The sequence below is a fragment of the Solibacillus sp. iso_87 genome (assembly GCF_056173085.1).
This window is the reverse complement of the sequence record NZ_CM149656.1, coordinates 1,236,083-1,250,555: the sequence shown is the minus strand read 5'-3', so window position 1 is coordinate 1,250,555 and position 14,473 is coordinate 1,236,083. Positions and strand designations below refer to the sequence as shown.

At 40.3% G+C, this 14,473-nt stretch carries 12 protein-coding genes; 2 read left to right on the top strand and 10 right to left on the bottom strand.

Annotated features, from left to right (window positions below):
- Nucleotides 1–23 precede the first annotated feature (23 nt).
- The 3 genes from dnaG to ccpN form a co-directional block, all read right to left on the bottom strand.
- Entirely contained in the window at nucleotides 24–1,853 is a 1,830-nt protein-coding gene (dnaG, locus tag AC0VXV_RS06050) for a DNA primase (RefSeq protein ID WP_475530748.1), read from the bottom strand.
- Nucleotides 1,854–2,163: 310 nt separating this feature from the next.
- Nucleotides 2,164–2,979, bottom strand: coding sequence for a pyruvate, water dikinase regulatory protein (locus AC0VXV_RS06045; protein ID WP_475530747.1), 816 nt, complete (start codon nucleotides 2,977–2,979; stop codon nucleotides 2,164–2,166).
- Between the two features lie 8 nt (nucleotides 2,980–2,987).
- Nucleotides 2,988–3,626: a transcriptional regulator CcpN gene (gene ccpN, locus AC0VXV_RS06040; protein WP_475530746.1), complete on the bottom strand. Its 639-nt coding sequence runs from the start codon at nucleotides 3,624–3,626 to the stop codon at nucleotides 2,988–2,990.
- A 541-nt stretch (nucleotides 3,627–4,167) separates the two neighbouring features.
- On the opposite strand from ccpN, the gene AC0VXV_RS06035 reads away from it, so the two are divergent.
- Entirely contained in the window at nucleotides 4,168–5,556 is a 1,389-nt protein-coding gene (locus tag AC0VXV_RS06035; RefSeq protein ID WP_475530745.1) for a glycine--tRNA ligase, read from the top strand.
- Between the two features lie 90 nt (nucleotides 5,557–5,646).
- Here the strand turns inward: AC0VXV_RS06035 and AC0VXV_RS06030 are convergent, their stop codons facing one another.
- From AC0VXV_RS06030 to AC0VXV_RS06000, 7 genes are all read right to left on the bottom strand, one after another.
- Nucleotides 5,647–6,420 carry an IclR family transcriptional regulator gene (locus AC0VXV_RS06030; protein ID WP_475530744.1) on the bottom strand — a complete coding sequence of 258 codons (774 nt, stop codon included), beginning with the start codon at nucleotides 6,418–6,420 and terminating at the stop codon, nucleotides 5,647–5,649.
- A gap of 164 nt (nucleotides 6,421–6,584) precedes the next feature.
- The gene (locus AC0VXV_RS06025) at nucleotides 6,585–7,724 is read right to left on the bottom strand and encodes a CaiB/BaiF CoA transferase family protein (RefSeq protein WP_475530743.1); all 1,140 of its coding nucleotides are present in this window, start codon (nucleotides 7,722–7,724) and stop codon (nucleotides 6,585–6,587) included.
- A 19-nt stretch (nucleotides 7,725–7,743) separates the two neighbouring features.
- On the bottom strand, nucleotides 7,744–9,705 hold the full coding sequence (locus tag AC0VXV_RS06020; RefSeq protein ID WP_475530742.1) for a TRAP transporter permease: 1,962 nt from the start codon (nucleotides 9,703–9,705) through the stop codon (nucleotides 7,744–7,746).
- A gap of 25 nt (nucleotides 9,706–9,730) precedes the next feature.
- Nucleotides 9,731–10,690, bottom strand: coding sequence for a TAXI family TRAP transporter solute-binding subunit (locus AC0VXV_RS06015; RefSeq protein WP_475530741.1), 960 nt, complete (start codon nucleotides 10,688–10,690; stop codon nucleotides 9,731–9,733).
- Nucleotides 10,691–10,714: 24 nt separating this feature from the next.
- Nucleotides 10,715–11,521 carry an enoyl-CoA hydratase/isomerase family protein gene (locus AC0VXV_RS06010; protein ID WP_475530740.1) on the bottom strand — a complete coding sequence of 269 codons (807 nt, stop codon included), beginning with the start codon at nucleotides 11,519–11,521 and terminating at the stop codon, nucleotides 10,715–10,717.
- A 12-nt stretch (nucleotides 11,522–11,533) separates the two neighbouring features.
- Complete coding sequence (locus AC0VXV_RS06005) at nucleotides 11,534–12,586, bottom strand: acyl-CoA dehydrogenase family protein (RefSeq protein WP_475530739.1); 1,053 nt, start codon at nucleotides 12,584–12,586, stop codon at nucleotides 11,534–11,536.
- Nucleotides 12,583–13,725 carry an acyl-CoA dehydrogenase family protein gene (locus AC0VXV_RS06000; RefSeq protein WP_475530738.1) on the bottom strand — a complete coding sequence of 381 codons (1,143 nt, stop codon included), beginning with the start codon at nucleotides 13,723–13,725 and terminating at the stop codon, nucleotides 12,583–12,585. The genes AC0VXV_RS06005 and AC0VXV_RS06000 overlap by 4 nt, the downstream gene beginning before the upstream one ends.
- Nucleotides 13,726–13,957: 232 nt before the next feature.
- Between AC0VXV_RS06000 and AC0VXV_RS05995 the strand changes: the two genes are divergently transcribed.
- Nucleotides 13,958–14,422, top strand: coding sequence for a hypothetical protein (locus AC0VXV_RS05995; protein ID WP_475530737.1), 465 nt, complete (start codon nucleotides 13,958–13,960; stop codon nucleotides 14,420–14,422).
- Nucleotides 14,423–14,473: the final 51 nt, after the last annotated feature.

The following is a 14,473-nucleotide window of genomic DNA, read 5'->3' as shown; positions in this document are numbered from 1 at the left end:
CCTCCTTCTAAAAACAAATCGCGTTAAACGCCCATTTTTATCTTTCTATTTAATTCAATTATCTTTTGGGCAATCTCAAGTGCTCGTCTATGCTCATGCATTTTTTCTGCTTCTTTTTGATCGTGCTTTAATTGTTCAATCTTTAGTTCTAATCGGCGTTTTTCGATTTGCTTTAAACAATCAATTATTTCCGCTTCACCATTATCAGGGTCACGTTCAAGTAACGCAGCATCCATCACGATTTTTCGTAAATCATGATCATCCAACACTTCGACGAATCGATGGAAATCAGCCATTTCATATTCTTCGTAAAAACCAATTAAACGAACAAATACGGATAAATATTCCTCATGGATGAAAGGTTCGTTATTTCCCTCTCTGAGAACTTTATTCACAATATTTACATCATGCAACATATGCGCTAAAAGTATACTTTCCGCACGGTCTGTTGCGTCTTTTTTACGCTCCCTCTGAAGCAAAGCAGTTGGTTCTTCCACCATTTTCTGATCGCGTTTCTGCTCTTTTACATTATCCGCTACCATTTTTCTTAATTGGGTACTGATCGCCTCTTGGGAAATATTTGTTTCATTTGCCAATTGACGAATGTATAAATCACGTTCAGTTGGAGAAGTATTATTTTTTAATGTTTCCAGAACTTCTTGAATGTATTGAAGTGTGTCATTTTCAAATTGAAAATTTTTGCCGCGTTTCGCATGCATCATCATAAATGCAATATAAGCGTGCGGCTTTTCTATTATTTGATTTTTAAATGCCTCTTGTCCGTGTGTACGAATGTATTCGTCCGGATCAAGTTTATCTGGTAAAACAGCGACCTCAACTTTAATCTGTTCTTGATGAAGCATTTGTGCAGCTCGTTTGGCGGCCTCAAAACCAGCATTATCACCATCATAGCAAATCGTAATTTGCTGAACTAAGCGTTTGAGCTTTGTAATATGCTGGGGCGTAAGAGACGTACCCATCGTTGCTACAGCATTGTATATACCTGCTTGGTTTGCTGCTAAAACATCAATAAAGCCTTCCATTAAAATTACTTGTCTTGATTTACGGATAGATGCCCGCGCCTTATCCAAATTATAAAGTACTTGACTTTTATGGAAGATCGGCGTTTCAGGACTATTTAAGTACTTAGCATCTTCGCCACCGGAATTTAAAATCCTGCCTGAAAATGCAATCGTTTTCCCATTTTCATCTCGGATCGGAAACATAATCCGTCCGCGGAAACGGTCAAAGTAGCTGTCATCACTTTCTTTACGAATGATCAGACCGCTTTCGGCCATTTCTTCAGGATCATATCCTTTGCGCTCCAGTAAGATTGACAGCGTGTCCCAATTCGGCAACGCCCATCCTATCTGATGTGTTTCGATTTGCTCACGTGTAAATCCTCTTTCAAGCAAATAATTTAATGCAGGTTCGCCATCTTCTGTATTCATTAAAATATGATGATAAAACTCCACTGCAAACGTATGAGCCTCTCGCATTTGCTGCTCTTTTTTTGAAATGGGTGAATTCGACATCGATTGATCAGTCGACAATTCCATTTCAAGCGGGATTCCCGCACGTTGACTTAGTTTAATGAGTGCATCCGGAAACGACAGATGTTCCATATCCATTACAAAAGTAATGGCGTTTCCTCCTGCCCCACAGCCAAAACAGTGAAATATCTGTTTATCGCTGGATACGGAAAAAGAGGGTGTTTGCTCACCATGGAATGGACATAATCCAAAATAGTTGCGCCCTCTTTTCGTTAACTGCATATAATCGCTAATGACATCGACTATATCGGACTGCGAGCGAATTTGTTCAATCACATGTTCGGGTATTTTTCCAGCCACATTATCACCATCTACAGTATTCGAGATAAATTACAAATATCCTCTAAAATACGACAAAATTTCTTATACAAATTTGTAATTACCCTATAATAATTATTTTACCACAATTTTATTATTATAAAACAAAAAGACTATAGTTGCTATATAATTTCAAAAAAATAATCAGAATATAACTAAAAATGTCGAAATTCAACAAAATATGCAAGATTATTCTGGAACAAAAGTATAGTTCACTTAGTTTCTTAAAAATCTCAAATATTATTCCACCAAAAAAACCTCCTCTTCCTTTTTGAAGAGGCGGCTATGGTTGCTATCTACAATCAAGCTCTAGCATATCAATTATTTTGTGTGCTGTTTCTTCGACAGCACGATTTGTAACATCTATTGTTCGACAACCTATTTTATCAACAATACTATAAAAATAGCTAATTTCCTGCTCAATTCTAGTATGTTGTGCATAAAATGCATTTTCAGTTAATCCTAACGTTATGAGACGCTCTTTTCGAATATTGTTAAGCTTTTCCGGTGTAATGACTAATCCAAAACATTTTTTCGGATCGATTTGCATTAATTCCGCCGGGGGGTCCACTTCCGGAACGAGCGGCACATTCGCCACTTTATACCGTTTATGAGCTAAATATTGCGATAACGGGGTTTTAGACGTTCTTGATACACCGACTAAAACAATATCCGCCAGCAAAATTCCGCGCGGGTCCTGCCCGTCATCATATTTAACAGCAAATTCGATTGCTTCAATCTTTTTGAAATAATCATCATCCAATTGATGAACAAGTCCCGGCTTTTGCAACGGCATTTCATCAAATGAAGTTTCGATCAAGTCAAGCATCGATCCCAATAAGTCGATTGCATGAACCTTATATTCACTTGCGATTTTTTGAAGTGCTTGTCTCATCTGCTTTTCAACAAGCGTAAAAACAATCGTTGCCTCATTTGCGATCGCAATCTGGACAATTTTCTCCAACACATCCACATTAGCAATATGCGGAAACTTTCGAATCCTTACTTTTTCAAAATTTGGCCGAAACTGGCTTACTACCGCTTTAACGGCAGCTTCTCCAGTTTCACCGACCGAATCAGATACAACAAATATAGTCAATTTTTTCATAAGATCACCTATAAATCATGCGTTTCAGCTAACGAAATAAACGCACGTGTAATATTCGTCTTCGTTAACCGTCCGGTAATGACCAATCCCCGCTCAGTTTCTTCAACAACCGGCATGGAATCGATCTCTCGTTCTATTAACTTTTTGGCCGCCACGATTAAAGAATCTGAATTAACACAATAGGCGATGTTCGGCATTCTCGTCATAATTATATGCACAGGCATTTTATTTAAATCCTGTGTTCCTATACTCGAACGAAGTAAATCTTTTCGAGACAGCACACCTTGTAATATTTCATCTTGATCAATAACAAAAAGCGTTCCGACATCCTCGGAAAACATATGGATAATCGCATCATAGACTGTCATATCATCCGGAACAACTACCGGGATCGACTGAAAATCTTTTACTTTTAAATTCAGCATTGATTCCGTAAAGGCAGCCGTTGTTTTTTTACCTGCATAGAAGTAGCCGACACGTGGGCGCGCATCTAAAAATCCAGCCATCGTTAGTATAGCTAGATCAGGTCTCAATGTAGCGCGCGTTAATCCAAGGCGCTCAGCGATATGTTCGCCCGTAATAGGGCCATTTTCTTTTACAATTTGCAAGATTACATCTTGACGTTTATTGAGTTCGATTGGACTCACCCGCTTCAAATAATGTTATACTTTATCCTTAATTATTATATACTATTTCCTTCTATATTGCGAAGAAAACAAACCCATGCTACAATATTAGCGAACAACTCACTTGTTGTTTATGAATATTAATATGAAAGCGATGAAGGGATTAATAAGTATCAATTCTAACATAAGCGAGTAGGGATAGTGCAAGCCTACAATGAATTGAGAAACGGCGCCCCTGAGCTATTTTTATAAAAGAGGTTTTTATTTATTTAAAAACAAGCGGGGTGGAACCGCGGGTACATCGTCTTGATGCACTCGTCCCCGGGCAGAGCTTTTGTGCCCGGAGACGGGTGCTTTCTTTTATCTTCATTCAGCGGGTGTCCACCCGCTGAATGAAGATAAGCCTCTGGCAGATGTCACAGATTTTTTAGATGAAAAAAAAAGTCAGCCTAAATTCGTCACATCCTGTGACAACGGTTGACTGGCCCACGTCCTGTGGGTCTAAAAAATCTGGACGCAATTATGCCGAGGCATAATTGATTAAATATAGGAGGTTTTTTTCATGGCAGAAAAATCAATGGAGACAATTGTATCATTAGCAAAACACCGCGGATTCGTATTTCCGGGATCTGATATTTACGGTGGTTTAGCAAACACTTGGGATTACGGTCCACTTGGTGTAGAACTTAAAAACAACGTAAAAAAAGCTTGGTGGCTAAAATTCGTTCAGGAATCTGAACACAACGTAGGTTTGGATGCTGCAATTTTGATGAATCCAAAAGCATGGGTTGCATCTGGTCACGTAGGTAACTTTAATGACCCGATGATCGACTGTAAAGCATGTAAAGCGCGTCACCGTGCTGATAAATTGATTGAAGATGCTTCTTTAACAAAAACAGGCAAAGAAATTATCGTTGACGGTATGACTTTCGATCAAATGAAAGAAAAAATGGAAGAGCTTGAAGTAGCTTGTCCGGACTGCGGAAAAATCGATTTCACAGATATCCGCCAATTCAACTTAATGTTCAAAACGCACCAAGGTGTAACTGAATCTTCTTCAAATGAGATTTACCTGCGCCCAGAAACTGCACAAGGTATTTTCGTAAACTTTAAAAATGTTCAGCGTTCAATGCGTAAAAAGACACCATTCGGTATCGCACAAATCGGTAAATCTTTCCGTAACGAAATCACACCTGGTAACTTTACATTCCGTACACGTGAATTCGAACAAATGGAACTTGAATTCTTCTGTAAACCAGGTGAAGACCTTGAGTGGCACTCATATTGGAAAGAGTTCTGCAAAAACTGGCTTCTTGCATTAGGTATGAAAGAAGATTCAATGCGTTTACGTGACCATGAAGATGATGAGCTTTCACACTATTCAAATGCGACAACAGATATCGAATTCCGCTTCCCATTCGGCTGGGGTGAACTATGGGGTATCGCAGACCGTACAGATTACGACTTAAAGCAGCATATGGAACATTCAGGTGAAGATTTCACTTATATCGATCCTGTTACAAATGAGCGCTATGTACCATACTGCATCGAGCCATCATTAGGTGCAGACCGTGTAACATTGGCATTCTTATGCGATGCTTATGAAGAAGAGCAATTAGAAGGCGACGATACACGTACAGTATTACGCTTCCACCCCGCTCTAGCTCCATTCAAAGCAGCGGTATTGCCACTTTCTAAAAAATTATCAGAAGAAGCTGGCGACGTTTGGGCTGAATTACGTAAAGCATTCCCTGTTGATTTCGATGAGTCGCAATCGATCGGTAAACGTTACCGCCGTCAAGACGAAATTGGTACACCATTCTGTATCACATACGATTTCGATTCAAAAGAAGATGGTCAAGTAACAGTACGTCACCGTGATTCAATGGAACAAATCCGTATGCCGATCGCTGAAGTTAAAGCTTATATCGAAAAACATTTACAATTCTAATTTTATAAGGCACTTTCTGTTCAATTTGAGCAGAAAGTGTTTTTTTCTAACAAAAACAATCCAACCGATTTTTCACCCGGTTGGATTGTTTTATTTATTCAGCTGTTTTTCAATATCGAATTTTGCACGTAAAATAAGTTCACGTAATTCCTCAAACTCCTCTTCATCAAAGCGTGCTTCCGGTATAATAATCGCAATCGATGCAACCGGCCTCCCGTTTGAAATAATCGCTGTACTGAACGAACAGGCTCCAATAATGCGCTCAGCCCGGGTAAAAACATATTGCTGATTCCGAATTTCCTGCAATTGCTCCAGCAGCCGGTCACGATCGACAACCGTATTTTCCGTTACATGTTCCATCATCACTTCATCCAAATATTGATCAATTTCTTCCTGCGGCAAAAAAGCAAGCAATGATTTTGCAGAGGCCCCCGCGTAGAGCGGTGATGTATCCCCGACATGATTACGTGCCGACAAAGCATACGAACTTTCGATATTCATAATACAGCGGCGCTCATTGCCGTCAATAATACTCATCGAAATACTTTCTTTCGTCACTTTGTTCAACTGCTGAAGAATTGGCTGGGCAATCGTAATGATACTTGATTCTTCCTCAACAAGCTTCCCTAAGTGAATTAGCGATAAACCAAGCTGATACTGCTTTGTCCGGTCATCCCTTATTAAAAAACCTTCATATACTAATGTAGCAACAAAACGTTGCAAGCTTGATAGGCCGATTCCTGTCTTTTTATTTAATTCAGTTAAAGAAAGCTTTGGCTGTTCTTTCGTGAAAGCACGCAATATTACAATTGTTTTTTGCACGGTTTGCATTAAATACATTTTTTCAAATTTCTGTTGTTCCATCCAAAAGCCCCCCTTTTCCTAATAGTAGCAAAACTAGTCAATTTAAAAAAGAAGGGGCTATGTTAAAAGTCATAAAACTTTTCACCTATCTTTTCCGACAGTAGAAACCAAACAACATTACTCATTGGATAATCTGCAAATCTCACCCGACATTTACCTTACAACTAGTTTTTATTAATTTTTAACAGGTTTTCCGTATGCTCCCCTAACTGAGGTGGCCCGTAATCATAGGAAATATTAAGCTCTGAATGCTGTAAAGGATTTTTTACAAATTTCACTGTCCCGTATGATGGATGTTCGATTTCGCCTACTAAATTTCGCGCGATTACTTGCGGCTGCTGAAACGCTTCTTCTACAGTATTCACACGTCCCCCAGGAATTTTATACTTTTGCAAGAGCACGATCCATTCATCACGTGTTTTCGTTTTTGTTATTTCGGAAATATAGCCTGCTAACACAACTTCATTTTGTTTGCGCAACGAATTCGTTTTAAAGCGCTCATCTGTCACCCAGCTATGGCAATTAATCATTTCGCAAAACTTTTTGAACTGATCTTCCGTACCGACACAGAACATGAGCGGCCCATCCGAACATTCAAACACTTGATACGGCGCTACATTATTATGCTGGTTGCCAAGACGGCTCGACTTGAAACCGGTATTTAAATACGCGCTTGCAACATTTGCAAGGGAACTCATCTGCACATCAAGAAGTGCCAGATCTATAAATTGGCCTTTGCCTGTCATGTCACGCATCCTTAGTGCAGACAATATTCCGATTACGACATAGTGGGATGTCAAAATATCCGCAATTGGCACTCCTACTTTTGTCGCTTCTCCATCAGGATGTCCCGTTACATCCATTAAACCGCTCATCGCCTGAATAACGGGGTCAAATCCCGGTTCTGCAGCAAGCGGACCTGTCTGACCAAATCCGGTCACCGAGCATTGAATAATCCGTGGATTAATTTGCTTTAGCTCCTCATAATCGAGTCCCATTTTTTTCATATCGCCCGCTTTAAAATTATCGATAATGACATCCGCTTCTTTTACTAAATCTAGCAGTACTTCTTTATCGGACTGGTCTTTTAAATTTAATGTAATTGATTTTTTATTACGATTCGCACAAATATAATACGTACTTTCATCATTTATAAAAGGTCCCCAGCCACGCATACTATCCGATCCCGCAGGATGCTCGATCCGGATGACTTCAGCACCTAAATCCGCTAAAATCATCGTTCCTGCCGGTGCAGCATACACACGTGATAAGTCCAATATTTTAACATTATCTAATGGGCGCATCCCCATCACCTCAATTCTTCTACTCTTTTATTAACGACGGTTCTATGCTCCGTTCAGGCTGCTTCAATACGATTTGTGTCGCAACTGCAACGGCAATTACTACTAACGCGATAAGATTATAAATTAACGTAGTATCCATTAACGCAATACCTGCACCGAAGAAGGCAAGACGTTCGATGAAATAAGTGTGTCGGAATAAATAGCCTTTAATGCCTGCTGCAATTGATACCCCGCCAATACAAGCCGTAATCGCCGCAAAAATATATTCTCCGATTGTCCCGCCCGTTAGAAGGAGCGCTGGATTAAAGATGAAAAAGAACGGAACAATAAAACCAATCAACCCGAGACGAACCGATTCAAACGATACTTTATTCGGTGATTCACCTGCGATACCTGCTGCGGCATAAGGTGCCAATGCTACAGGAGGAGTAATGCTTGATAAAGCAGCAAAGTAGAAGGCAAACATATGGGCAGCAATCGCAGGTACACCCAATTGTGTTAGGATCGGCACAGAAATTGTTGCAACAATAATATATGCCGCTGTTGCAGGAATCCCCATTCCTAATACGATACTGATTACCGCTGTTAAAATAGCTGCCAGCATGACACTGTCACCAGCAAAACTTAATACGTTGTTACCTATGATCAAACCGATGCTTGTTAGCGTGATCGTCGCAATAACTATTCCAACGATTGCACAGGCAATCCCTACGCTAATCGCTCCTTTGACCCCTTCAACAACAGAATCGATAACCGTTTTCAAGTTCATACGTGTATGTTTGCGAATGGCAGCTGTCGGCACGATTGAAAATAGGGCAAAGATTGCCGCATATAACGGCGAATAACCTGCAAACAGCATAAACAGTAAAATGAATAAAGGAATTAATAAGTGCCCGCCATTTTTCAGAACTTGCATTGCTACCGGAATATTTTCTTTAGAAATACCCGATAACCCCATTTTTTTCGCTTCAAAATGCACGATCATAAACAATGTTAAATAATAAAGTATTGCTGGCACGACTGCTGCCAGCATAACAACAGAGTACGCTACACCTAAATACTCAGCCATAATAAAGGCTGCTGCCCCCATTACCGGTGGTGCAATTAATCCGCCTGTCGAAGCAACCGCCTCTACAGCACCGGCAAATTTTTTCGAGTACCCTGCCTTTTTCATCATTGGGATGGTAACCGTACCCGTTGTTACAACATTACTAACAGCACTCCCGCTGATTGTCGCCATTAATGCACTTGCAAAAACTGCTACTTTTGCAGGTCCGCCAGCTGTACGTCCAGCGATTGTCAGTGCCAAGTCATTGATGAAATCTGAAAAACCGCTATTTTTCAAGAACGCGCCGAACAGTACGAATATGAAAATATACGTTGCCGATACACCTAGAGCCGTTCCGAAAATACCTTGCCCTCCCCAGAACATAATATTGATGATTCGCTCAAGGCTAAATCCGTAATGCCCCAAAATTCCCGGTATATAGGCACCAAAGAAATTGTAAGCAAGGAAAAACAGTGCTATTAATGTGAGCGCATTGCCGACAACACGACGTGCTGCCTCAAATAACAATACGATGGCAAATCCGCCGACCCATAGATCAAGAATCGTATTTTCACCTGCACGGTCACGGACTAAAATATCATATATAATAACGAAATATAGCGTTACGGAAATTGATAGTGTAATACACACACTGTCAAACCAAGTAGGCAGCCTTCTCGTACCTACACTTTTCTTTGTAGCAGGATAATAAATAAAGCTGAATAAGAGTAAAAACCCTAAATGCCATGCACGAAATTTCGTCGCTTCCATTACACCGATACTGCTCATATATATTTGGAATATTGACCAGATAATTGCAACACCGATTACAATTTTTCCAAATATACCAACATAATTACGTGAATTAATATTCTTATCTTCGAGATCCATTAATTGTTGAATTTCATCTTTTTCAAGTACTTTTTCTGTCATACCGTCCCCTCCTTGTACTTTACTTTTAATCGATTACACCAATTTCACGATAGTAGCGCTCCGCTCCAGGATGCAACGGTATATCCGCCGTTCCCGCAACCGCACTTTCCGGACTGAACTGCTTTACAATACTGTATGATTTCTGCAGTGAGCTCAAGTTTTCCCACAGCTCTTTCGTTAACTGATAGACGGTTTCTTCATTAACGCTTTCGTCAATTACAATCGTGCTGTACTGACCGACAGTTTGAATCGCTTCCGGCTGTTTATCATAAGTGTTTGGCTCGATCGTATAGGCAAAGTTCCAAGGATATTCATCAACTAAATGGTCAATGGCGCTGTCAGAAAAACTTAATACTTTTGAATCTACCGTTGAAATCAGCTCTGTCGCAGCAGCTGCCGGTACACCTGTATAAATATTGACCCCTTCCACTTGACCATTTCGCATTAAATCTGTCGCTTCAGTAAAGCCGACATAGTTTGCTTTAATATCATTTTCACCAATACCATGTGCTTCAAGGACAAGGCGGGATTCTACTTCAGTCGCACTTCCCGCAGCTCCGAATACGAAGCTTGTTCCTTTTAGATCTTCAATCGAATTGTACTTCTCATCATCTTTCACAATAATATGACTAATATTTGGATATAGGTTTCCTAATATTCGAACGTCTTCATACTGCTTGCCTTCGAAGCTTCCAACACCGTTGTATGCTTCATAGGCAATATTCACTGTCGTAAATGAAATATTTGCTTCACCTTTACGCATTAAATTTAAGTTTTCTATACTTCCATTCGATGCTTGTGAAGCAACACGCTTTTCCAGTTCGTTTGTCCACATTGTCGAAATTCCAGCTCCAAGTGAATAGAAAACACCTGTTGTTGTACCTGTTGTAAAAATAAGCGGCTCCCCATAACGCTCAACATTACTTTGACAACCTACCAGCAACATAGCAGCGATTGAAACTATTGCGAGAAATATTTTCTTCATCCGCGTCCCCCATTTGCACATGTATTATTTGAAAACGGCTTTTCGTTTTTCCACTATTGCTTTGACCCCTTCTTCGTATGATGGCAATTCTGTTACTAAGCCCATTTTTGATGAAATATAGTCAAGTGACGAACGCAAGCTCATTGATTGGCTTTGATAAACAGCACGTTTTATAATTTTGATCGTTTCAATTGGCCCATTCGCCAATTTTTCTGCATAACTTTGTGTAAAGCTTTCCAGTTCCTCATCATTTACAACAAATGTAATAAGACGCACTTCTTTCGCTTCCTCTGCCGTTAGGACACGCGCAGTCCAGAGCATGTCAAGTGCCTTATCGATACCGACGAGCCGAGGTAAAAAGTAAGCGCCGCCATCACCAGGAACAATCCCTACATTAATATAACTTTCCGAAAACTTTGCAGATTGTGCAGCAATACGGATATCGCACATCAATGCCATATCAAGTCCTGCACCCATTGCAAAGCCGTGCATCTGCGCAATGACCGGCTTATCGATTTCTTCAAGCAATAAAGGTACGCGCTGCACTTTTTTCCATAAAGAATTTTTGCGGGCCAGTGCTGTTGAAGTAATATCTTCTTCACTATGGTAAAAGCCCTGCCCTGCCACCATTGCTTTTATATCGCCGCCTGCGCAAAATGCTTTGCCGTTCCCTTTTAAAATAACAGCCCGGATGTCATCATTGTCACGCACTTCCTCTAATGCTTTGATCCAAGAAAGAATCATTTCTTCGCTAAATGCATTTAAACTTTCGGGACGATTCAGTGTAATTGTTGCAATATGATTCTTCACTTCAAATAATAAATCCGCCATTATTTTTCCTCCTTATGCATGTACATGCGTTTCTACTTGATCTGTAATGCTTTCCCACAAGTCGAGTTTTGTTTCCAGCAGTTGCTGCGCCAACTGTTTTTTCCAGTAACGAGCGGTAAATTCCTCGTCACGCCAAGCCCATAAGCGGCGTGTATAATGATGGAGGCGATGTTCATGTGTCACACCGATTGCGGCATGTACCTGGTGAGCAGAAGTTGCCACTGTACGACTCGCATCATCCATCCGCAATCGCGCATACGCTACTTCGTTTTCTTCTCGACCGTCAGCTAATAATGTCAGGATATTATTGACGGCCACTGTCATAAGCGTCTGTTCTCCCGCCATATTCGCCAAATGCTGCTGCACAAGCTGGAATCGGTGAATTGGTCGACCGAACTGTTCCCGTTCTTTACTAAATTGAATACTTAGCTGGAATGCCGTTGTTAATGCTCCGCTCATTTTGCTGACAGATGCCGCTGTAGCTAATTTTCTAAATGCGTCATATTGCTTTGAGGTTATCGGCAGTTTATTAAGCGCTTTCAAATTTTCGAATACAACTTCTGAACGTGGTTCGGCTGCCAAGTTTGTGCTATTTTTCAGCAGTGCATCCTGTAAATTGGCAACAACGATAAATTGCTGTGAACCTTCCTGTGCAACCGTCACAATTTTTTCGGCATACTGTGCCCACCCGACATGCTTTAAAGTACCGGTTAAAGCATTATCCTTTAACTTCAGCGGGTTTGTAATGCTGTACGTAGTTAACTGTCCAATTCTTTTCAAGTCCACTTGCTGTAAGAAAAAATTGGCTAACGTGTGTTCAATAAACGGAACAGGTGCCGCATATTTTCCTACAAGGAAATACAGTGCAAATAAATCCTCAACATCCCCCCCGGCCCCACCATCATCTTCGCTTACCGCTACATGATGCAGTTCATTTTCAAGCAGCAGCTGCCATACATCCTCAGCCCACTTGTTTTTTTCCAAAAGATCTACCGTTTCTTTTTCAACTTTATCCTTAAAAATTTTTTCAACTACTTCAACGACCATCTCTTTAATTTCGCTCATTGTGCAATAACCCCCTTCGCTAAAATTCCATACATAACTTCTGATGTTCCACCACGAATCGTAAATCCAGGGGCATGTAAAATGGATTCAGCCAAATATCGCTCAACCTTATTGTCACTTTGCAAGTTTGGATAAACATCAAGCAACAGACGAATGATCTCAGGAATTTTCTGTTCGAACTTCGTGCCGATACTTTTTACGAGCGCTGCCGGTATGGCAACTTCTCCGCCTTCTTCCAATACTTTTGCAACCCCGATCGATAAGTTACGTAATGACCACAGTTCTGCTACGAGCTTCGCCGCTTCTTCCAGACCAACCAGATTTCTCTTAATCTTCAGTTGTTCAATTACCTCATTTAGTAGCGGAAATGTACTTAAAATTCGCTCAGGACCGCTGCGTTCAAATGCGAGCTCTGCCAAACCTTGCTTCCACCCGTTACCAAGCGTTCCCACTACCATCTCGTCCGGAACAAATACATTATCCAGATAGACATCGTTAAAATGCGGTTCACCAGTTAAATAACGAATTGGTGCAATTGTCACACCTTCACCTTTTAAATCGAGGATGAATTGTGAAAGACCTTCATGCTTTTTTTCTCCTAATGGTTCTGTACGGATGAGCGTTACCATGTAATGTGCATCATGGGCATTACTGGACCAAGTTTTTGCGCCATTTACAATCCAGCCGCCATCCACTTTTTCTGCACGCGTTGCAACAGACGCCAAATCAGAACCACTGTTCGGCTCACTTAGCCCGATAGCGAAAAAGCATTCTCCTTTCACAATTTTCGGCAAGAAAAATTCCTTCTGATAATCCGTACCAAATCGTAATAGCAATGGTCCTGTCTGACGATCCGCAAACCAGTGTGCAGCTACCGGCGCGCCAAATGCCAAAAATTCTTCCGTTAAAATATAGCGATCAATTGTACTGCGCTCACTGCCGCCGTATTGCTTCGGCCATGTCATCCCGATCCAACCTTGCTCTGCCACCAGTTTTGAAAAAGAAGGATTAGAACCACTTAGCCATGAGTCACAGCGTGTTTCAAATGTCCCCTTCTCAATATGTTGTTTTAAAAAACTACGGACTTCCTGTCTAAATTGCTTTTGTTCTTCTGTAAATTGTATATTCGGTAGATTCATAACTTTACCTCCAATTACGCATATTGTGTAACAACTTTCTAATAACGATATTATAATTTATATTTTTCTGAATTGTCAAAACTTTTGTACAATATCATTGTTTTATGCAGAAAATTTTAGCGTTAGCGAGAATTTAGCACTTTCTAAATATCTTTGTTATTTTTTGAACATTTAGACAGTTTATACAAAAACAAGTTATAATCTAAAAAAGCAATGATTGGAGGGGGATTTTATGTTTTTTCAGGTAAAGGACAAAACCGAAACACCTTTAGACACGTTTGATAAAATTTCACATCTCGTAAAAGCAATACTCCAATTTGAATGCCCGGAACACCGCGCACAGCACCACATCCTCTACACGGCGAATATGAAACTTGAAATTTATCGTGAAGCACAGTTATTTTACAGAAAGTTTGACGATCCCGGCAATGCACTTGGTCGTTTAAGCCGCGAAGCTTATGAACTGGCAAATAAAAAATACAATCAACTGTTTACAATTATCCGGGGTTATATGCATTTAAGCGACGATAATAAGCGTAACCACTTTAATCATCACTTCCGCTTTTCCAAAGAAAAAATCGAGCATATGTTCACTCTTTTTGAACACATGCGCCATCATCAACACTTAAAGCTTGAGGAAGAATTTTATGAACGGTTAAAAGAAGATATCATCCCATTGCTGACACAATTCGAGTAACTTGCTGAAACCTTTTTCATTATGGAACGTAAAATAAGGAACATGTCCATT

What these genes read in the sequence shown, in the direction of transcription:
- AC0VXV_RS06000 (WP_475530738.1), bottom strand. Translation starts at nt 13,725, where the DNA reads ATGAATCTACCGAATATACAATTTACAGAAGAACAAAAGCAATTTAGA.
- AC0VXV_RS06030 (WP_475530744.1), bottom strand. Translation starts at nt 6,420, where the DNA reads ATGGAACAACAGAAATTTGAAAAAATGTATTTAATGCAAACCGTGCAA.
- AC0VXV_RS06045 (WP_475530747.1), bottom strand. Translation starts at nt 2,979, where the DNA reads ATGAAAAAATTGACTATATTTGTTGTATCTGATTCGGTCGGTGAAACT.
- AC0VXV_RS06010 (WP_475530740.1), bottom strand. Translation starts at nt 11,521, where the DNA reads ATGGCGGATTTATTATTTGAAGTGAAGAATCATATTGCAACAATTACA.
- AC0VXV_RS06035 (WP_475530745.1), top strand. Translation starts at nt 4,168, where the DNA reads ATGGCAGAAAAATCAATGGAGACAATTGTATCATTAGCAAAACACCGC.
- AC0VXV_RS05995 (WP_475530737.1), top strand. Translation starts at nt 13,958, where the DNA reads ATGTTTTTTCAGGTAAAGGACAAAACCGAAACACCTTTAGACACGTTT.
- AC0VXV_RS06015 (WP_475530741.1), bottom strand. Translation starts at nt 10,690, where the DNA reads ATGAAGAAAATATTTCTCGCAATAGTTTCAATCGCTGCTATGTTGCTG.
- AC0VXV_RS06025 (WP_475530743.1), bottom strand. Translation starts at nt 7,724, where the DNA reads ATGCGCCCATTAGATAATGTTAAAATATTGGACTTATCACGTGTGTAT.
- AC0VXV_RS06020 (WP_475530742.1), bottom strand. Translation starts at nt 9,705, where the DNA reads ATGACAGAAAAAGTACTTGAAAAAGATGAAATTCAACAATTAATGGAT.
- AC0VXV_RS06005 (WP_475530739.1), bottom strand. Translation starts at nt 12,586, where the DNA reads ATGAGCGAAATTAAAGAGATGGTCGTTGAAGTAGTTGAAAAAATTTTT.